12 protein-coding genes and 2 pseudogenes are annotated in these 21,425 nt (G+C 63.2%); all 14 read left to right on the forward strand.

Going from position 1 to position 21,425, the window contains the following annotated elements; all coding sequences use genetic code 11:
* Nucleotides 1-3 precede the first annotated feature (3 nt).
* The 14 genes and pseudogenes from FPJ27_RS11230 to FPJ27_RS11295 all read left to right on the forward strand — a co-directional run bounded on the left by FPJ27_RS11230 (nt 4) and on the right by FPJ27_RS11295 (nt 21,400).
* Nucleotides 4-495 (forward strand): type VI secretion system tube protein Hcp, encoded by a 492-nt coding sequence (locus FPJ27_RS11230; protein WP_072436815.1) that lies wholly within the window; start codon nt 4-6, stop codon nt 493-495.
* Nucleotides 496-521: 26 nt separating this feature from the next.
* Nucleotides 522-1,079 carry a type VI secretion system baseplate subunit TssE gene (tssE, locus tag FPJ27_RS11235; RefSeq protein WP_204422922.1) on the forward strand — a complete coding sequence of 186 codons (558 nt, stop codon included), beginning with the start codon at nt 522-524 and terminating at the stop codon, nt 1,077-1,079.
* 4 nt (nt 1,080-1,083) lie between these two features.
* Complete coding sequence (tssF, locus tag FPJ27_RS11240; protein WP_204422923.1) at nt 1,084-2,955, forward strand: type VI secretion system baseplate subunit TssF; 1,872 nt, start codon at nt 1,084-1,086, stop codon at nt 2,953-2,955.
* Nucleotides 2,952-4,049, forward strand: a complete 1,098-nt coding sequence (gene tssG, locus FPJ27_RS11245) for a type VI secretion system baseplate subunit TssG (RefSeq protein WP_204422924.1) — start codon at nt 2,952-2,954, stop codon at nt 4,047-4,049. The genes tssF and tssG overlap by 4 nt, the downstream gene beginning before the upstream one ends.
* Nucleotides 4,050-4,061: 12 nt before the next feature.
* Nucleotides 4,062-6,710, forward strand: coding sequence for a type VI secretion system ATPase TssH (gene tssH / locus FPJ27_RS11250; protein ID WP_204422925.1), 2,649 nt, complete (start codon nt 4,062-4,064; stop codon nt 6,708-6,710).
* Entirely contained in the window at nt 6,707-8,911 is a 2,205-nt protein-coding gene (gene tssI / locus FPJ27_RS11255) for a type VI secretion system tip protein VgrG (protein WP_204422926.1), read from the forward strand. Before tssH ends, tssI begins: the two co-directional genes overlap by 4 nt.
* Nucleotides 8,912-8,926: 15 nt before the next feature.
* Nucleotides 8,927-10,192, forward strand: a complete 1,266-nt coding sequence (locus FPJ27_RS11260) for a hypothetical protein (RefSeq protein ID WP_204422927.1) — start codon at nt 8,927-8,929, stop codon at nt 10,190-10,192.
* Nucleotides 10,193-10,206: 14 nt separating this feature from the next.
* On the forward strand, nt 10,207-14,856 hold the full coding sequence (locus FPJ27_RS11265; RefSeq protein ID WP_204422928.1) for an RHS repeat-associated core domain-containing protein: 4,650 nt from the start codon (nt 10,207-10,209) through the stop codon (nt 14,854-14,856).
* A gap of 21 nt (nt 14,857-14,877) precedes the next feature.
* Nucleotides 14,878-15,222: a hypothetical protein gene (locus tag FPJ27_RS11270; RefSeq protein WP_239483282.1), complete on the forward strand. Its 345-nt coding sequence runs from the start codon at nt 14,878-14,880 to the stop codon at nt 15,220-15,222.
* 202 nt (nt 15,223-15,424) lie between these two features.
* A pseudogene (locus tag FPJ27_RS11275) lies at nt 15,425-16,075 on the forward strand (ISNCY family transposase); the annotation flags it as partial.
* A gap of 109 nt (nt 16,076-16,184) precedes the next feature.
* Nucleotides 16,185-17,510 (forward strand): IS256 family transposase, encoded by a 1,326-nt coding sequence (locus FPJ27_RS11280; protein WP_239483157.1) that lies wholly within the window; start codon nt 16,185-16,187, stop codon nt 17,508-17,510.
* 42 nt (nt 17,511-17,552) lie between these two features.
* Nucleotides 17,553-18,362: pseudogene (locus tag FPJ27_RS11285) on the forward strand (ISNCY family transposase); the annotation flags it as partial.
* A 224-nt stretch (nt 18,363-18,586) separates the two neighbouring features.
* The gene (locus FPJ27_RS11290; protein WP_204421161.1) at nt 18,587-19,600 is read left to right on the forward strand and encodes an IS110 family transposase; all 1,014 of its coding nucleotides are present in this window, start codon (nt 18,587-18,589) and stop codon (nt 19,598-19,600) included.
* 315 nt (nt 19,601-19,915) lie between these two features.
* Nucleotides 19,916-21,400: an ISNCY family transposase gene (locus FPJ27_RS11295; RefSeq protein ID WP_204422929.1), complete on the forward strand. Its 1,485-nt coding sequence runs from the start codon at nt 19,916-19,918 to the stop codon at nt 21,398-21,400.
* Nucleotides 21,401-21,425: the final 25 nt, after the last annotated feature.

Consider the following 21,425-nt stretch of genomic DNA (forward strand, 5'->3'; position numbering starts at 1 on the left):
GCAATGGGCGTGGCAATGTTTATGAAGGTGGACGGCGTGACCGGCGAATCGGCGGACGCGCAGCACAAGGGCTGGACCGACATCCAGTCGTTTACGTGGGGCGCGAGCCAGCCGGGCGCGATGGCGAGCGGCAGCGGCGGCAATGCAGGCAAGGCGAGCTTCAACGATCTCGTCGTCGCCGCATACATGGACAAGGGCGCACCCGCGATCATCAAGAACTGCGCGAACGGCAAGCACCTTTCGTCGGTCGAGATTTCCGCGTGCAAGACGGGCGGCACGCAGGTCGAGTTCATGCGCGTGACGCTGCAGGAGGTGCTCGTCACGTCCGCGCAGGTGGCGGGCGTCGATCCGGGCGACGTCGCGGACCGGCTGATGATGCATTACGGCTTCCAGGCCGCGAAGGTGAAGAAGCAGTACTGGCAGCAGAACGACAACGGCGGCAAGGGCGCCGAAGTGACGGTCGGCTGGAACATCAAGGAAAACACCGAGATGTGACGGGCCGGGCAGGCACGGAGACGACGATGGACGACCCGCGAACCCGCGACGGACGCGAGGGCCCGGAAGGCAGCCTGCGCGACCGGCTGCAGCCCGCCTTGCTCGACCGCCTCACCGACGATGCGCCGCAGCGCGCGGCCGAAGCGCCCGGCACGCAATGGATCGGCACCGAGCGGCTGCGCGCGGCCGTGCTGCGCGATCTCGCGTGGCTGCTCAACACGCGCAACGCCGAGGACGGTTTCGTCGACTGGTCGGCGTTCGCGCACGCGCAGGCGTCGGTGCTCAACTACGGGATGCGGCCGCTCGTCGGCAAGCCGATGTCGGGCGTCGAGCGGATGTCGGTCGAGGCGTCGATCCGCGACGCGATCGTGCGCTTCGAGCCGCGCATCGCATCCGACAGCGTCGAGGTGCGCAGCGTGCTCGACGCGCCGGGCGGCCGGGCCGGCGAACGGCGCCACAACGTGCTGCTATTCGAGATCCGCGGCACGCTGTGGTCGATCCCGCATCCGCTCGAATTCGTGCTGCGCTCCGACCTCGATCTAGAGACGGGCGCGATGTCGCTGCAATCCGTGGCGGGGGCCTGACGCAATGGATACGCGCCTGCTCGACTACTACAACCGCGAACTCGCGTATCTGCGCGAGCTCGGCGGCGAATTCGCGCAGCAGTTCCCGAAGGTTGCCGCGCGGCTGCGGCTGCATGAATCGGGGCCGCCCGACCCGTACGTCGAACGGCTGCTCGAGGGTTTCAGCTTCCTCACCGCGCGCGTGCAGCTGAAGATGGACGCCGAATTCCCGCGCTTCACGCAGGCGCTGCTCGATGCCGTGTATCCCGGTTACATCTCGCCGTTACCGTCGATGGCGATCGTCCGGGTCGCGCCGCTGATGAACGAAGGCAGCCTTGCGCAGGGCTGGCGGCTGCCGGCCGGCACCGCGCTGCGCGCGCGACCGGCGGCGTCCGAGCAGACCGCGTGCGAATTCCGTACCGCGCACGACCTGACACTGTGGCCGCTCGAACTGACCGATGCGACCGTCACCGGCGCGCCGTCGTGGCTGCCGCGCGGCGCCGTCGCGGCGCGACAGGACGTGCGCGCCGCGCTGCGCATCCGGCTGAAGGCGCGCGGCGGCGCCAAACTATCGCAGTTGCCGCTCGACCGGCTGACGTTCCATCTCGCGGGCCCAGAGCGCGACGCGCTGCACCTGCTCGAACTGATCGCCGCGCATGCGCTCGGCGTCGTGTGTCACGACCCGGCGCAGCCGCCGCGCTGGCTGCATACGCTCGACGCCGACGCGATCGTCCACGAGGGTTTCGATCCGGCGCAGGCGATCCTGCCCGACGACGGCCGCAGCTTCCACGGCTACCGGCTGCTGCGCGAGTACTTCGCGTTTCCGGCGCGCTTCCTGTTCTTCGGCATCGGCGGGCTGCGTGCCGCGCTGGCGCGCGCGACCGGCGACGAGTGCGAGCTGACCGTGCTGTTCGATCGCCACGACGCGGCGCTCGAAGCGGCCGTCGACGTGCGCCATCTCGCGCTGAACTGCACGCCGGCCGTGAACCTGTTCGCGCGCCGCGCTGATCGGATTCCGCTGCAGCCGGGTGCGCGCGAGCATCATGTCGTCGTCGACCGCAGCCGGCCGCTCGACTACGAGGTCTATGCGGTGCAGCGGCTCGCAAGCGAGCAGCGCGACGACGGCCAGTCGCGCGAATTCCGGCCGTTTCACGCATCGTTCGCCGGCGACGACGGCAACCACGGCGCGTACTACACGGTGCGGCGCGAGCCGCGGCTGGTGTCCGCGCAGGCTCGCGCGAACGGCACGCGCACCGGCTACGTCGGCAGCGAGACCTACGTGTCGCTGGTCGACAGCCAGTGCGCGCCATACGACGAAACGATGCGCTACCTGGCGGCCGATACGCTGTGCACGAACCGCGATCTCGTGCTGCTGCAGCCGCCCGGCGACGCGAACACGTTCACGCTGCGCGTGTCGGCCCCGGTCGAGCGCATCGTCGCGATCCGCGGCCCGTCGCGGCCGCGCCCGCCGATCGCCGATGCGCAGACGGCCTGGCGGTTGATCCGCCATCTCGGGCTCGCGCGCCACACGCTGACCGATCTCGACGACGACGAAGGCGCGCATGCGCTGCGCGAACTGCTCGGCCTGCATGCCGACCCGGCCGACGCCGCGATGCGCCGGCAGATCGACGGCGTGCAGCGCGTCGCGTTCTCTCCGGTATTCCGCCGGCTGCCGGCGCTCGGGCCGCTGATGTTCGGGCGCGGCGTGCAGGTCGACGTGACCGTCGACGACCATGCGTTCTCCGGCGACAGCCCGTTCCTGCTCGGCGCGGTGCTCGAACAGTTCTTCGCGCGCCATGTGTCGATCAACGCGTTCGCCGAATGCGTGCTGACCAGCGCGCAGCGCGGCACGCTCGCACGCTGGCCCGCGCGCATCGGCAGGCGGCCTGCGATATGAAACGCGATACGTCGCCCGGCACTCGGCCGGCCGCCGAAGCCGCACGCCGCGACGCGTGGTGGGCACGGCTGCGGGCCGCGCCGCACGGCTACGACCTGTTCCAGGCGCTGCGCTGGCTCGATGCGCTGTCGCCCGGCCGCGCGCCGCTCGGCCACGCCGCGCGGCCGCGCGACGAGCCGGTGCGGCTCGGGCAGCAGCCGTCGCTCGCATTCGCGGCGTCGATGCTGGCCGGCGTGCACGAGAACGGCACCGCGCCGCCGCGTATCGCGATCCACGGTTTCGGGTTGTTCGGGCCGAACGGGCCGCTGCCGACGCACCTGACCGAATACGCGCACGAGCGCGCGGCCCAGCACGACGACCCGACGTTCGCCGCGTTCGCGGACCTGTTCCATCACCGGCTGATCCTGCTGTTCTACCGCGCGTGGGCCGACGCGCAGCCGACGGTGAGCCTCGATCGCCCGGAACGCGCACGGTTCGACGGCTATATCGCGAGCCTGATCGGGCGGTCGTCGCATGGCGACACGCCGACCACGCCGACCACGCCGACAGACACCGACACGCTCGCGCCGCATGCACGCTATTTCCATGCCGGCCATCTCGTGCGGCACACACGCAACCCGGAAGGGCTCGTGCAGATCCTGCGCCGGCATTTCGGCGTCGATGCGCGCATCGTCGAGCACGTACCGCAGTGGGTCGCGATCGAACGCTCGCAGCGCTGCACGATCCGCGCGACGCGACCGACGTTGCGTGTCGGCGCCGTCGCGCTCGGCGTCGCGGTGCGCGATGCGCAGTCGCGTTTCCGGATCGTGCTCGGCCCGCTGTCGCTCGACGCCTACCGCGGCTTCCTGCCGGGCGGGCCGCACGCGCGGCAGCTCGCGCAATGGGTGCGCGAATACGTCGGCATCGAGTTCGACTGGGACGTGCAGCTCGAACTGGCGGCCGACGCGGTGCCGGCGATCGCGCTCGGCGCGCCGCAGGAGATCGGCCGCACCGCGTGGCTTGGGCAGCGTCTCGAACCGGGCCCCGCGCGCGACCTCGTCGTCCGCTACGACGTGCGGCGTGGCCGTGCCCCCCTTCATCGCGAAACCGCCTAAACGGGAGCCGTCATGTCCGATATCGGCCGCGTCAACCTGTTCGGAAAACTGAATCCGTTCCTCTACGAGACGCTCGAGCAGGCGACCGGGTTCTGCCGGCTGCGCGGCAATCCGTACGTCGAGCTCGCGCACTGGTTCAAGCAGATGCTGCAGCGGCCCGACGGCGACCTGCAGCGCGTGCTGCGCCGCTTCGACATCGACACGGATGTGATCGACCGCGCGCTGGTCACCGCGCTCGACCGGCTGCCGCGTGGCGCGGGCTCGGTGTCGGACCTGTCCGTGCACATCGACGACGCCGTCGAACGCGCGTGGGTCTATGCGACGCTGAAGTACGACGCGACACGGATTCGCGGCGCGGTGCTGTTGCTCGCGACCCTGAAGACGCCGCAGTTGCGCAACGTGCTGATTTCGATCACGCGCGAATTCGAGCGCATCGTGCCTGACGTGCTCGCCGACGAACTCGAATCGATCGTCGCCGGCTCGCCCGAGGCGCAACCGGCCGCACAGGCATCGAAGGGCGACGCGTTGCGCGCCGCGCCCGCCGACGGCTCGGCGCTCGCGCGCTTCGCCGTCGACCTGACCGAGCGCGCGCGGGCCGGCGAGATCGATCCCGTCGTCGGGCGCGACGCCGAGATTCGCCAGATCGTCGACATCCTGCTGCGGCGCCGCCAGAACAACCCGCTGCTGGTCGGCGAGGCCGGTGTCGGCAAGACAGCCGTCGCAGAAGGCTTCGCGCTGCGGATCGCCGCCGGCGACGTACCGCCGTCGCTGCGCGACGTCGCGCTGTACCTGCTCGACATCGGGCTGCTGCAGGCCGGCGCCAGCGTGAAGGGCGAGTTCGAGAGCCGGCTGCGCGGCGTGATCGACGAAGCGATGTCGTCCGAGCGGCCGGCGATCCTGTTCATCGATGAAGTGCATACGCTCGTCGGCGCGGGCGGGGCGGCCGGCACCGGCGACGCCGCGAACCTGCTGAAGCCCGCGCTCGCGCGCGGCCTGCTGCGCACGGTCGGCGCGACCACGTGGTCCGAGTACAAGCAGTACATCGAGAAGGACCCCGCGTTGACGCGGCGCTTCCAGCTCGTGCACGTACTCGAGCCGGAAGAAGAGGCCGCGCTGACGATGCTGCGCGGCCTCGCCGCGAAGCTCGAGGCCCATCACCGCGTGCTCGTGCTCGACGACGCGCTGCAGGCCGCCGTCACGCTGTCGCACCGGTACATCCCCGCCCGGCAGTTGCCGGACAAGGCGATCAGCCTGCTCGATACGGCCTGCGCGCGCGTCGCCGTCAGCCAGCACGCGGTGCCCGCGCCGATCGAGGACGCGCGCCGCCGCATCGACAGCCTGCGTGTCGAACAGGAGCGGATCGGGCGCGAGTGCGCGCTCGGCACCGGTGATGCCGAGCGGCGCGACGCGATCGACACCGACATTGCGGCCGCGCAGGCGGAACTCGATCAGCTCGACGTGCGCTGGCAAACCGAGCGCAACGCATTGGCGGCGATCGTCGAATCACGCGCCGCGTTGCTCGACGACGATCCGTCGCGCGAACTCGATGCCGCCACGCGCGCCGAAATCCAGGCGCACCTCGCGACCGCGCAGCAGGCGCTGGCCGACCTGCAGGGCGACGCGCCGCTCGTGCTGCCCGCCGTCGACACGCATGCGGTGGCGGCCGTGGTCGCCGACTGGACCGGCATTCCGCTCGGCCGGATGGTGCGCGACGAGACGCAGGCCGTGCTGAAGCTCGCCGATACGCTCGGCGAACGCGTCGTCGGCCAGCGGCATGCGGTCGAACTGATCGCGCAGCGGATCCAGACCGCTCGCGCGAAGCTCGACGATCCGACCAAGCCGCACGGCGTGTTCCTGCTGTGCGGCCCGTCCGGCGTCGGCAAGACCGAGACCGCGCTCGCACTGGCCGACACGCTGTACGGCGGCGAGCACAACGCGATCACGATCAACATGAGCGAGTTCCAGGAAGCGCATACCGTATCGACGCTGAAGGGTGCGCCGCCCGGTTATGTCGGCTACGGGCAGGGCGGCGTACTCACCGAAGCCGTGCGCCGCCGGCCTTACAGCGTCGTGCTGCTCGACGAGATCGAGAAGGCGCACCGCGACGTGCACGAGATTTTCTTCCAGGTGTTCGACAAGGGCTGGATGGAGGACGGCGAGGGGCGCGACATCGATTTCCGGCACACCGTGATCCTGCTGACGTCGAACGTCGGCGCCGATCGCGTGATGCGGCTCTGCCGCGACTCCGAGCACCTGCCCGACACGCAGACGCTTGCCGATGCGCTGCGCGCGCCGCTGCTCGACGTGTTCCCGGCCGCGCTGCTCGGCCGGCTGACCGTCGTGCCGTATTACCCGCTCACCGATGCGACGCTCGCGCGGATCGTCGCGTTGCAGTTGCGGCGGATCGAGAAGCGGATCGACGCGCATCACGGCATCCGGCTGCGCTGCACCGACGCGGCGACCGCGCTGATCGTCGAGCGCTGCAGGACGATCGAATCCGGCGGCCGGATGGTCGACGCGATCCTCACGCACACCGTGATGCCGCGCATCAGCCGCGCGATCCTGCAGGCCACGCTCGAAGGCCGCGCGCTGTCGTCGATCGAAGTGAGCGCGGCCGATGGGGAATTCGCTTACCGGTTCGACGAGGAGGCAACGACGTGAATCGCGTATTCACCCTCGACAGCCCGCACGGCGACGACCTGAAATTCCACACGCTCGACGGCAGCGACGAACTCGGCCGGCTGTTCGAATTCCGGATCGAGGCGCTTGCGGACAGTCACAGCCTGTCGCTGAAGGACATGCTCGGCAAGCCGGTGACCGTCCGGATCGAACAGCAGGACCAGTCGACGCGCTACCTGAACGGCATCGTTGCGCGCGCATCGCTTTCCGGCAGGCGTGCCGAGCGGCACTACGGCTACGAGCTGGTCGTGCGCCCGTGGCTGTGGCTCGCGACGCGCCGCTCCGATTGCCGGATCTTCCAGAACAAGACCGTGCCCGAGATCGTGCAGGAGGTGCTGTCGACGTACGGCTTTCCGATCGAGAACCACCTCGCCGAATCGTATGTGCCGCGCGCGTATTGCGTGCAGTACAACGAGACCGACGCCGCATTCGTGTCGCGGCTGATGGAGTTCGAGGGCATCTATTACTGGTTCAGGCATGCGGAGGACACGCATACGCTGATGCTGAGCGACGCGATGTCGTCGCACACGGCGCTGCCCGGCTATGAAACGATTCCGTACATCGCGCGCGACCGCACCGCGATTGCCGACGAGGAGCACATCGACGGCTGGCTGCCCGCGCAGGAGGTGAGCGTCGGCAAGCATCAGACCAGCGACTACGACTATACGAAGCCGCGCGCCGATCTTTCGTCGCAGAAGGTCGATCCGCGCGGGCATGATCACGACGGCTTCGCGTCGTTCGAATGGCCGGGCGGCTATCGCGACGATGCGCCGGGCGCGCATTACAGCCGCGTAAGGCTCGAGGAGCAGCAGGCCGAGCACGAGCGGGCGAGTGCCGATACGGATGTGCGCGGTGCCGCGCCGGGGTATCTGTTCACGCTCGCGCATTGCCCGCGTGCCGATCAGAACCGCGAGTACCTGATCGTGCGGTGTCAGTACCGCTTTCAGGAGAACGCGTATGCGAGCGATCAGGGTGCGGAGGCTGTCGTGCATCAGACGATGATGCTCGTGCAGCCGTCGAGTTTGCCTTATCGATCGCCGCGTGAGACGCCGCGGCCGCGAACCAACGGGCCGCAGACGGCGACTGTCGTCGGGCCGCCGGGTGAGGAAATCTGGACCGATCAGTATGGGCGGGTGAAGTTGCAGTTCCGCTGGGACAGGTATGGGCAGAGCAATCAGGATTCGTCGTGCTGGGTGCGTGTGTCGAGCCCGTGGGCCGGCGGTGGGTTTGGAGGCGTGCAGATTCCGCGTGTGGGCGACGAGGTCGTGGTCGATTTCCTGAATGGCGATCCGGATGAGCCGATCGTGACCGGGCGTGTTTATAACGGCGAGAAGATGCCGCCTTGGGGGCTGCCGGGGAGTGCGACGCAGAGCGGGTTGTTGTCGAGATCGTCGCCGGGTGGAACGACCGAGCATGCGAATGCGTTCCGGTTCGAGGACAAGAAAGGCGCTGAGCAGCTTTGGATGCATGCGGAAAGGAACTTCGATGCGGAGACGGAGGCCGATCACACGCTTTCCGTCGGGAACAACCATACGCATACGGTCGGGAACGACGAGACGATGCAGGTGAAGAACAACCGGCAAAGGAGTGTCGGGCAGAACGAGACGGTGAATATCGGCAAGAACCGGGTCGCGCAGATCGGGGTGGATGAAACGCATGAGGTTGGCGGGAACCGGACGCGAACGGTCGGGAAGAAGGAAACCGTGACGATCGCGTCGGATCGTGAGGCGACGATCGGCGGCAGCCACACGGAGTCGGTCACGCATGCCAAGACCGAAACGATTGGCGAAGGCAAGACGCTGAACGTCGGACAGATGTATCAGACGACGTCGCAGGACATGAAGACGCTGGTTGCGTCGGCGCATACCGAGGAGATCGGCACGCGGACCTCGACGATCGCCAAAGCCCATACGCACACGGTCGGCGGCGAACACACCGTCAACGTCGGTGCGAACCATACGACGAACGTGCAGCATCAGGTCACCGTCAACGCCGGCGATCAGCTTTCGCTCGTCTGCGGGATGTCCAGCATCGTGATGAAAAGCGACGGCACGATCACGATCCGGGGCGTCAACGTCGCATCAAGCGGCACGGAAAGCCACAGCGTGAACAGCAAGAAGGTAACGTCGTCGGCGTCGGTCGAGCACACGGTCGAAGGGACGATCTTGAAACTGAATCCGTGACGGAGGTCCGCACGAATGCAGAACTGGCAGCCGACCAATCCGGTGGAGCGCAGGTTCATGGATGCGCATACGGACTGGATGAGTTTCGCGAAGGAACGCGACGCGCGATTGATGATATGGCAGACCGACGAGACGGATGCGGAACTCGTGCGGCTGTATTTTCAGGTCCAGGATGAAACTTCGTGTGCGGTCAGGACGATGCGGGCGTCGTTCGTCAATGAAGCGGGGTATGCGAAGGCTTTGACGGATGAGCTTATCGCGTTCTACGACAGCCGGCGCGAGGGGTCCGCAGCGCAGGGCGTGCGTGCGGATTGGCAAGCGCCGTACGACGATGGGAAGAATCCTTTGCTGTATCTGTTCACGGTTGCCGACAGCCTGATGCAGCACCATCCGGATATTTTTCCGGCGATGGTATTCGTGCTGGAACCGGCGAAAGTGCGGGATGACGCGGCATGGGTGCAGTGGATGGATGGCTTGCTGACGATCATGGCGGTCGCGCCGCAGCTTGGCGAGCGTGTGCGTTTTGTCGTGCCGCGTATCGATATCGCGCCGTTTGCAGCGTTGATGCAACGGCATCGGGCTGCGGTGCGCGTCGTGCAAGGCAAATATTCGATGGCGAGCGTGCCGCGCGAATTGCTGGCGGAGTCGGGCGAGCGCGGGCCGAGTGGTGAGTTTAGACGACATTTCGTGATGCTGACCGAGGTGATTGAAGGCGGTAATCCGGTTCGGCTCGAAGAATTGCGTGCGGCGGCGCTGAAGGTAGCTGAACGCGAGCAGTGGTTCGACCAGTGCGTTGTCGTGCATTTGATCGCAGGTGCGGCGTATCTGAAGTGGCGCGATCGCGAGCGTGCGATAGAAGCGTACCGGAGCGCCGCCAGCAGCGGCATGCTCGCGGTCGAGGCAGGGCATCCGGCAGGGCACAAGCTTGTTGCTAACGGGCTGTTCGGCGAGGCGAGCGTGCATCTGACGCACAAGGATTACGCTCACTCGGCGTATTGCTATGAACGCGCAGCGGCGTCGACCACGGCTGCAAAAGACGGGCTGATGACCGTCGAGGCGTGGCGCATGAGCGCCGTGTGCTGGGAGCGGGCAGGAGAGCGAGAGCATGCGCTCGAGGCGGGGTTCAATGCGCTCGATGCGGGATTGATGGTCGACGAACCGATGCGGGCGAAAAGTAATCTGCCGATGGTTGTCGAGTGGATGATTTCGCAGTTGGGTGTGCAAGACCGGCGGCGCAACGCGCTCAGCGAGAAGGTCGCCGCGTTGCGCGGTGGGCGCTGAGCGGGGAGGATGACGTGGGACTACTGGCCGTCAAGCATCTGGATCCCGTCGTTGGCATCGACGTTCATTCGGTGTTGGTTGCACCTAGCCCGACGCCGGTGTTTCTACCGCATCCCCACGTCGGGTTCATGCTCGACCTGCGGGAGTATGTCGAGGCGGCGAAGGGCGTCGTTGGCAGCATCGCGATGGCGATTGTTCAGGAGAAGGTGACCGAGTATCTCGAGGACCATCCGGATGTCGTGAAGAAGCTCGACGATGCGGCAGCGTTCACGTCGGGAAAACTGACGGATATCCAGGACAACTCGATCATCGAGGAGGGGCTGAAACTCGAACAGCAAGCCGCGGCACTACGGAACAGCATTGGAAGCGTGCTCGGCGCAGGCGTCGGAATGGGTGGAGCCGCCGGCAGGCCGATATTCGTGAACGGCTTGATGCGGGCCACAGTCGGGACGCATTCGTATCACGTTCCGGGGCTGCATTTTCCACTCGGGGAGTCGTTCGCACCTCCGCCGGCGCCGGATCCCATGCCGTCGGACGACGCGGAGTCGTACATGGGCAGCCGGACGGTACTGGCCAACAACGATCCGATGTCGTTCATGGCGCTGCCGGCGTTGAGTTGCTGGTCGATTGGGATGGAACCACCGGGGCATAACAGCGCGCATACGGAGCGGACTTATCCGTCGATGCCGAGTTCGGTGATGTTGCCGATTCCGGCGGGAAGGCCGGTGATGGTCGGCGGGCCGCCGGTGTTGAATATGGCTGCGGCGGCGAAGGGGCTGTTCAAGGCGTTTCAGGGGTCGAAGTGGGCGAAGAAGCTCGCGGACAAGCTGAATCTCAAGCCGGGTTTTCTGAAATGCAACATCCTGCATGCGGAACCGGTGGACGTCACGACAGGAGAAGTCATCGTTGCGCAGCACGACTTCACTGTCACCGGACATCTTCCTCTCGAATGGAACCGGCGTTATGCGAGCAGCGACCGGCGCCTCGGTACCATTGGCGTCGGATGGAGTACGCCAGCAGACATTCAATTGAATCTCGTTTCGCGCGACGACGGCATCGGGGCAGCCGTCTACTTCGTCGATCACGCCACGGCATTCGATGAAGTTCCCAGGCATGAGGGGTGGTCGACGCGGGTCTACGATTGGCAATACGGCTATGCACTGTATTCCCGCGACAATCAACTGGTACTGAGAACGGGCGAAGGCATCGAATACGGGTTCTCGTTACCGCAATCGTGGGACGCGGCTGTCGGCAGCCTAGCCAACACGCCCGCGCTAACGCTGATGCTCGACTGGATCGGCGATCTCCATGGTCACGCGTGGCTGTTCGAGCGCAAGCCTTCAGGTCATCTTTCGCGAGTACTCGAACATGACGTCGATGGTCCAAGCGGACGATGCATCGAATGCGAATCCAGTATCGTCTCGGATGTAGCGTTAACGACGTCGATGACGCTAATCGATGCCGACATGCATACATATCCGCTCGCAGGGTACGAATACGATCGCGAATTGAATCTGGTCGCAGCACTCGACGCCATTCGCAACTCGTGCCGTTTCAACTACGAGAACGGCAATCGAATGACCGGGCATACGAGCGCACGCGGCGTTTCGTTCCATTACAGCTATCTGCAAGGTAGCGACGGCATATGGCGTGTCGATCACGCATGGGGCGATGAGGGCGTGCTTGATTACCGCTTCGCCTACGATCTCGACCGATACGAAACGCGCATTACCGATTCCATCGGACACGTCGCCGTCATCCAGATGAACGGGCGTCACGTTCCGATCGCCGAGATCGACGTACTCGGAGGCATAACCAGCTACGGTTACGACGCCCATGGGCGAACCAGTACCGAGACGGACCCGATGGGCCGTACGTCTCGATGGGAATACGACGTGCACGGCAATCTGACCGCGCAATTCATGCCGGACGGTCAGGCTGTCCGAACCGAATATGATGCGAATCACAAGCCCCGGTTCGTCACCGCCCCGGGGGGGCGCCAGTGGCAATACGAATGGGATTCACGCGGACGCCTTCTCTCTTACATCACCCCATCCCGAGCGATATCCAGATACGAGTACGACAGTCATGGTCGCATCACATCCTGGACCGGGCCGAACGGCGATGCGACGACATTCGGTTACGACCGTCATGGCAATCTCACTTCAATAATCGATGCGCTTGGGAACGCCACGCAATACGAGCGTGACGCGCGTGGATACGTCGTTGGCACTGTCGATGCAGCCGGACATGAAAACCGATACGAACGCGATCCATGCGGCAGGCTCGTGCGAGCCATCGAATCCGACGGACGTGAAACCCACTGTACCTACGACGCAGATGGCAATCTGGTGCGGTATCACGATCCGGCCGGCCATGTGATACGCCTAACCTATACAACGCTTGGTGAGATCGCTAAGCGTATTCAGCCGGATGGCACCGAAGTCCAGTATCACTACGATCCTGAAGGACAACTTGTCGAGGTTGTCAACGAGCGAGGAGAGCGCTACCTGATCAAGCGCGACGCGCTAGGAAGAATAGTCGAAGAAATCGACTATTGGGGGCAGTCACGCCGCTACGAATACGGCCAGACCGGTGAACTCCTACGCTCGATCAACCCTCTCGGTCAAACAATCCACTATCGATATGACAGAGTGGGGCGAATCGTCGAGAAACGCATTCCCGATCCGGACCAGCAGAACGGATTTCGTACGGATTGCTTTCATTACGACGAACATGGGGATCTTGTCCGCGCATCAAACCCATCCGTGATCCTTCAGTTCAGATATGACTGCGACGGCCAGCTGATCGAAGAACGACAGGGTAACAACTTCAGGCTTTTCAATCGATACGACGCTGCCGGTAATCGCGTCGAACGAAAAACACATCTCGTTTCCGGTGGCAAACCCGTCGAGCAATCGATTCGTTACGGCTACAACGCATTGAATGCCGTCGTCCGAATCGAGATCGACGGACACGCGCCGATCGTTATCGAACGGGATGCGCTTGGTCAAATCCGCGACGAACGCCTGGGCGATGTTCTCCGCCGCGAGATGTCGTATGAAGCAAGAGGGCGTTTGTCTCGGCAATCGCTGCTTGCCGAGACCGGGGAAATGTTCGCAATCGAGTATGCGTATAACGCGAACGGCGATCTGATCGAGCGACGCGATTCCCGGTCGGGTATAGAGCGGTTTCAATACGACCCGGTCGGAAACGTCGTTGCGCATATCGATCCCGCGGGTACGGTACGTCGTTTTCTGTACGATCCCACCGGAAATCTGCTGCGCACCAAGAATTTTCTGACGGGCGCTATCCAGAACAGTTCGACGTCGCGCACATGGTTGCGCGAAGGGTGGCACGGCGACAGTCGCTACGTGTTCGACAGAGCGGGCAATCTCACGCACAAGCAAGATGCGGAACAGGATATTGCGCTTCGATGGGACGCCGCAGGGCAATTGACCGAGACGCTAGCGACCCGGCACTCAGGAAAAAGCAACCGCAGTCACGATTGTCGTATTCGCGTGCGGTACGAATACGACGCTTTCCAGCGACGAACCAGGAAAATCACGTCGACACTGCGGCGCGAAGTCAGCCGAACGTGTGTCCATCGATTCTTCTGGGACGGCGATATGCTCGCCAGCGAATTACGGTTCGATGCCGAAACGACGGACGAGATCACACCAGAAGCCGAGCAAGCCGCGTGTCGCCCCGGCATGGTCCAACCGGGCATGCGCGACGCGCCAACTCGTCAGGACGTACGGGACTGGATCTATTATCCGGACACATTTCGTCCGATCGCAATGGTTCATCGGAACTCCAACGTTGATATAGGGCGCACGACGCGACAAGACGAATATCCAGGCGAGACAGACGAGCCTTTACGAAAACGGTCGCGACCGCCTGCGCTGGTTCCAGACTACGCCACGCAAATCGACACAGCTGATCGGTCGCAGTCCTATCATCCGCGTGGCACAGTCTACTTCTTTCACAATGACCCGAACGGCGCACCAGTCCGCCTGGTCGATGAACATGGCGACGTCGCGTGGGAAGTGAGTTACGCCACATGGACAAGCGATGCCCCGATACAGGGGAAAGACAGAACGAATCTTGATCAGCCCATTCGTCTTCAAGGACAGTACTACGACGAAGAAACCGGTTTCTGCTACAACCGATATCGGTATTTTGACCATGAAATCGGGCAATTCATCAGTCAGGACCCGAGCCGGATCGAGGGCGGTCCAACCCTCTATCAATATGCTCCGAATCCTGCCTCCTGGGTCGACCCCTATGGTCTTGCGAACACCATTGACGGACAGGGGAATACGGTCCCGATCGTCGCCCTGGGTATCCCTGATAGGACCTTGTTCAAACCCAAGTCCGGCATCACGACGCCATACTCGCGCAATTCAAAATGCGGACCAACCCCAGCACAAACGAGGGCGGTACAAGGCAAACCATGCGCGGAGTGTGGCCAGACGAAGCCCAGGATGATTGCGGACCATATCGATGCACTTGTGGTCGAGTATTATCGAACCGGCGCCAACGACGTCAGCGTGCAATCGTCAGTTGCCGCAGTGCAACCACATTGCCCCACTTGCTCGCCATCCCAAGGGGGCAAGGCATCGGCATTTTCGAAAGCAATGAACAAGATTCTCGGTATCTGAACGCACATCCGGAAGAGGAAGATGGAATCACGACACGAAGCAGCGATTGCGGAAATGCAGCGCGAAGTATGCGAACGATATGGGTTGCGCCGCGAACCCGTGGAGGACATGGTCGCCTTCGCGACCTCGACTTTGGGTCAGATGCCTGTCTATGGCACGCGCGTTGAACGCGGTGCGGGAGACAATATCAGTTGGTACTTTCATTGTGGTGAATACTCGGACGCCGACGATTTCTATCAGCCGATACATACGGAGCATCTTCAACAAATGCTGCCGCTCGTCATCAAATATCTCGCGTTACCGCCGGGCACACATTTCATCATCGACGATCAAGGATACGAAGATGTGTGGCAGGAGCCGGCCTGAAATCGTCGCGGTAGTCGACCGCTGGGTCAATGATCGTCGCAACTCGGTTTGCGTGCAATTTTGATTTTACATAACGTGAATTATCAACGTTAAATCTTGTAGCGGCTAAGTTGTAATGTCCGCTTCTGGCTAAGTTCAAATGTCCGCTTTTCGACCCATCGTAAGCTGACCGGCCGCTGGGAATCCAGCGCTGGAGGCTTCGATGGCTGCAACGGAACGGATCACGATGACGATGTGCGAGCTGGACAGGTTCAAGGTCATTCAGGACGTGGCGGACGGCAAGCTCCAGCCGTGGCGCGCGGCCGAACGACTCGGGTTGACGACGCGGCAGATCCGGCGACTGGTCGGCCGATTGCGTGAGCACGGGCCGCAAGGTCTCGTGTCGCAACGGCGCACGAAGCCCAGCAACAACCGACTGGATAGCATGATGACTGATCGGGTGCTGTCGATCATCCGGGATCGCTACGCCGATTTCGGACCGACGTTGGCCTGCGAGAAGCTGTACGAATGCCACGACATTCGGCTGGCCAAGGAAACGGTTCGCAAGCTGATGACCGACGCTGGCCTATGGGTGCCGCGCCGGCAACGCCCGCCCAAGGTCTATCAGCCGCGAGCACGACGCGCGTGCCTGGGCGAACTGATCCAGATCGACGGCTGCGATCATCGGTGGTTCGAGGAACGGGCGCCGGCCTGCACGCTGCTGGTGTATGTGGACGACGCGACGAGCCGGCTGATGGGGCTGCACTTCACGCAGACCGAATCGACGTTCAGCTACTTCGAGGCGACGCGTGCGTACATCGAGCGCCACGGCAAGCCGAGTGCGTTCTATAGCGACAAGTACAGCGTGTTCCGCAATACAACGCCGGGCAAGACTGGTAATCGGGTGACGCATGAGCTATCGTTGAAAGTGGTGTATGCGGCGTAGGGTTGAGGCAGGAGAAGGCGGTGGCGATTGAAGGAGAATGTTGCTTCTCACGGTAACACTTCCTCAATCGAACTCCACCACCATGGCGAAACTTACGCAGGATACGAGCGGCAGTCAAACAACAGAAGCAGACATCAAGGGTACGCCCGGCCTGGACGATCTGATCCAGCAAGGGGCGCGGCGGATCATCCAGCAGGCAATCGAGGCGGAACTGGCGGCAATGCTCGAACAGTATTCGAATGTGAAGACGATCGATGGCCGGCGCGCTGTCGTGCGCAACGGGTACCTGCCAGAGCGCGAGATCGTCACGGCAGTCGGTCCGGTGCCCGTTCAGGTGCCGAAGGTCCGCGATCGTTCGGGCTCCGGCATCAAGTTCAATTCGACGATCGTGCCGCCCTATGTGCGCAAGTCGCCGCGCGTGTCATCGTCGCTGCCGTGGCTGTACCTGCGAGGAGTCTCAACCGGCGACATGGGCGACGCACTGTCCGAGCTGCTCGGCGAACAGGCTAAAGGGCTGTCAGCGAGCGTCGTGAGCCGCCTGAAGGCCGCCTGGTCAGAAGAGTACGAGAAGTGGAACAAGCGCGACCTGTCCACCTCGCGCTGGGTCTACTGGTGGGCCGACGGCATCCATACGCAAGCCCGCGCAGAGGATTCGGACGGGCAGTGCCTGCTGGTGATCATCGGCGTGAAACCGGACGGCAGCAAGGAGCGCGTGGCGCTCAACGACGGCTATCGCGAATCGAAGGAATCCTGGAAAGAGCTGCTGCTCGATCTGAAGAAACGAGGTCTGCAGGCGCCGCCGCTGCTTGCCGTCGGCGATGGCGCGATGGGGCTGTGGGCGGCGCTTGAAGAGGTGTTCCCGCAGACACGGCACCAGCGCTGCTGGTTTCACAAGATCGGCAACATACTCAACGTCATGCCCAAATCGCAGCACGGCAAGGCCAAGGTTGCGCTCGCCGAGATCTGGAATGCCGCGACAAGAGCCGACGCAATCGCCGCGTTCAACCAGTTCGTCGACACGTACGCGGCCAAGTACCCAAAGGCCGTCGAGAAGCTCACGAAAGACCGCGACGCACTGCTCGCGTTCTACGACTTCCCGGCCGAACACTGGCAGCACGTGCGGACCACGAATCCGATTGAATCGACGTTCGCGACGGTGCGCCACCGCACGAGCCGCACGCGCAACTGTCTGTCGCGCTCGACCTTCCTCGCGATGGCGTTCAAGCTGATCGAAGCGGCCGAGCAGACCTGGAGGAAGATCCGCGGCGTCGACAGGATCGAACCGCTTCTGAAGGGCATTCCCTTCAAGGACGGCACCCCGGTGATGGAAAGCACACCGGCTCCTCAAGCGCTAGCCGCCTGATCATGCCGCCCGACCCGCGTACACCAGTCTTGACGATTGCTCGTGACGCATTTCGGTCGAGCGATGTACGAGCTGAACATCGACACGTTTTGCGCAAACAGTAGTCCGGCCAAGGGGCGAGTCGAGCGAGCACATCTGACGTTACAGGATCGCTTGGTCAAGGAGATGCGACTACGCGGGATCAACACGGTGGCCGACGCTAACGCTTACGCGCCCTCCTTCATGGCTGCTTACAACGCGCGCTTCGCAAAGCCGCCGAAGAGCGACTTCAATGCACACCGGCCGCTGCGCGCCGATGAGAATCTCGACTTGGTGCTGACGTGGCGCGAGCCGCGGAAAGTCACGAAGTCGCTGACGGTGCAGTACGACCGAGTGATGTATTTGCTGGACGATACGCCGGAGAATCGGAAGCTGATCGATCGAACGATTGAGGTTTGGGAGTACCCGGACGGGCGCATCGAACTCCGAACAGAGGGTCGCGTGTTGTTCTGCAGGCAGTACGACCGGCTGGCCGAGATCGATCAAGCCGCTGTTATCGAACACAAGCGCCTGAGTCATGTGCTCCAGGTTGCTCAGGCGATCCAGGCGCAACGCGATAACAGCAGGATCGGTAAAGCTCCATCCAGAACGCATCGAGGCGACTCGACCAAGACGAACCGCAACACCTCTCAGCCGAACAAAAAGAAGCAGCGTGAGTTCACGCAGGCCGACGTCGAGAAAGTGATCGTGGATCTCGCTGAACGCAGACAGAACCAACAGCCCGCACGCAAACCTGGCCGTCGGTCTGCAAGGGACAGCGACGCAAGCGTAAGCACCCTGCCCGTTCAGGATCCACTCTTCGACACTGCGTGATCTGTAACCCAAGAGAAACACACCTCAAGCCCGCAAACCCGGACATTTCAACTTAGCTGGGAAGCGGACATTTGAATCTGGTCTAGACAAATCTGTAGTAGCTTTTTAGATGGAATGGTCGCCTCCCGCCACAACGACCGTTCCAGCGCCTGATCGTGCTTTCTCAGCTCCTGGTGTGGATGTGCGACAGTGCTTTGTCCGTTCTTCCGTTCAGGAGAGATTCCATGGAGCCCACGACGATAGCCATCGACCTGGCCAAGCGCGTTTTCCAGATTCACTTTGTCGATCCGGATGGCAGAATTCACAGCAAGGTGCTCAAGCGTGACCAGATGCTGCCATTCTTCGCCAACCGGCCTGCAGCCCGGATCGTCATGGAAGCTTGCGGCAGCGCCCATCACTGGGCCCGGCAACTGACAGCGCTCGGGCACGAAGTCAGGCTCGTAGCGGCCCAGTTCGTGCGCCCGTTCGTCAAGTCGAACAAGAATGATGCGGCAGACGCGGCAGCGATCTGGGAGGCGTCTCTGCGCCCCGGCATGCGCTTTGTTGCCGTCAAATCGGCGGACCAACAGGCAATGCTGGCGCTACACCGGATGCGCCAGCAACTGGTCCGGATCCGCGTCATGCAGGTCAACCAGCTGCGGGGATTGCTCTATGAATTCGGCGTCGTCTTGCCACAAGGCCGACGTCCATCGATCCAGGCCGCGCAAGCGGCGATCGCGACGCTAACCGATCAACTGCCGGGAATGCTGATCGATAGCCTGCGTGATCAACTGTCTCGGCTTCACCTGCTCGACGACCAGATCCAACGCATCGAGCAGCGCATTATCGGGTGGCGACGCGGTGACGAAGCCTGCCGGCGGATCTCGGAAATTCCGGGCGTGGGTCCACTGACGGCAACCGCAGCAGTGTCGGTCATCGGTCAAGCGCAAACCTTCCGTTCCGGACGGGAATTCGCGGCCTATCTCGGCCTTGTGCCAAGACAAAACGGTTCAGGCGGAAAAGTTCGGCTTGGCGGAATCAGCAAACGCGGTGACGTTTATCTACGGACCCTGCTGATTCACGGCGCACGAGCCGTGATCTCGAGTTCGAAGCATCTGCCGGCGCACATGCGGGATCTGTTGGCACGACGGCCGACGAATGTCGTCGCCGTCGCGTTGGCGAACAAGATGGCCCGCACGATCTGGGCATTGCTGGCTTACGGCCGAACTTACCAACCAGCGGCGGCGCTACCGAGCTAAAGACCCAATAAACGAACATCAAACTCATCCACGGTTGCACGGGTGATATTGAACGATGGCAAGACAGGTTGGACCGCGCAAGGGCAAGCCTGAGACATTTCTCGGACCTCGAGTCCGCTAGTTAGATTAGGACCCTTGCGGCGAAATCCATCGGGGCCGGCAGGCACGTCCTGCAATCGAGTCCGGATATAAGTCCGCAACCACCCTCCTCGCCGCGATCAAAATCGCCTTGCAAATGGGAGGCGACCATATAAGAAATGTCGCGTTTGGACCTCGGTAAGCTTGCCGGCTCCCTGTCAGATCATGGAGCCGGCGATGCACCGAACAGCACTGGTGACATTGAACATGCGAGAACTCGACCGTCTGAAGGTAATCCAGGCTGTAGTGGATTTGGGCCTGAAGCCTGGCCGCGCGGCCGAACGACTGGGCCTAACGGTCCGGCAGATCGAACGGCTAGTGATTCGGTACCGGGAATCTGGTGCGGCTGGACTGACGTCGCGCAAACGTGGTCGTCCGGGGAACCGGCGATTGGACGAGGAACTGGCTCGGCGAGCGCTGACGATCATTCGCGAGCGCTACGCGGATTTTGGCCCGACGCTGGCCTGCGAGAAGTTGTCCGAGTGCCATGGCATCCAGTTGGCCAAGGAAACGGTACGGCGGCTGATGACGGATGCCGGTTTGTGGGTGCCACGCCGGCAGCGTCCACCCAAGGTCTACCAGCCGCGAGCGCGCCGGGCGTGCCTCGGTGAACTGATCCAGATCGACGGCAGCGATCATCGATGGTTCGAGGAACGGGCGCCCGCCTGCACGCTGCTGGTGTACGTGGACGATGCAACCAGCCGACTAATGATGCTGCACTTCACGCAGACCGAATCGACCTTCAGCTACTTCGAGGCGACGCGAGCGTATCTGGAGCGCTACGGCAAGCCGGTGGCGTTCTACAGCGACAAGTACAGCGTGTTCCGCAGCCCGACCGCGGGCAAGACCGGAAGCAGCGTGACGCAGTTTGGCCGGGCCATGTATGAGCTGAACATCGATACGTTTTGCGCGAACAGCAGCTTGGCCAAGGGCCGTGTCGAGCGAGCGCATCTGACCTTGCAAGACCGGCTCGTGAAGGAACTGCGGCTGCGCGGGATCAGCACGGTAGCCGAGGCCAATGCGTATGCGCCCTCCTTCATGGCAGCCTACAACGCACGCTTCGCGAAGCCACCGCGCAGCGACTTCAATGCGCATCGGCCACTGCGAGACGACGAGGATCTGGATACGTTGTTGACGTGGCGTGAAACACGCCGGGTATCGAAATCGCTGACCGTGCTCCACGACCGAGTGCTTTACTTGCTGGACGACACGCCGGTCAACCGGAAGCTGATTCACCGCTACATCGATGTATGGGAGTACCCCGACGGGCGAATCGAAATCCGAGCCGATGGCAAGGTCCTGTCTTGCCGTCTTTACGACAAGCTGGCCGAAGTCGATCAAGGTGCAGTGATCGAGCACAAGCGATTGAGTCACGTGCTGCAAGTTTCGCCAGCGATTCAGGTTCAGCGCGACAACCGTCGAGCTTCCGAATCGCCGTCGCGAACCAATCAAGGTCAGGCCGTGCGCGGTTCAAAGCAACCCGTTGGCACGAGGAAGCAACGTGCATTTACGCAGGCCGACGTCGAGCAGGTAATCTTGGATCTCGCTGAACACCGACAGGCACAGAATCAACCTCGCAAACCTGGCCGACGGTCTGCGAAGACTAACGCAGTAAGCGTAAGCGCCCTGCCCGATCAGGACCAGCTCTTCGACACGGCGTGATCTGCAGCCCATGAGAAACAAATCC

The sequence above is a fragment of the Burkholderia sp. MS455 genome (genome assembly GCF_016899445.1).
GTDB classification, from domain to species: domain Bacteria; phylum Pseudomonadota; class Gammaproteobacteria; order Burkholderiales; family Burkholderiaceae; genus Burkholderia; species Burkholderia pyrrocinia_C.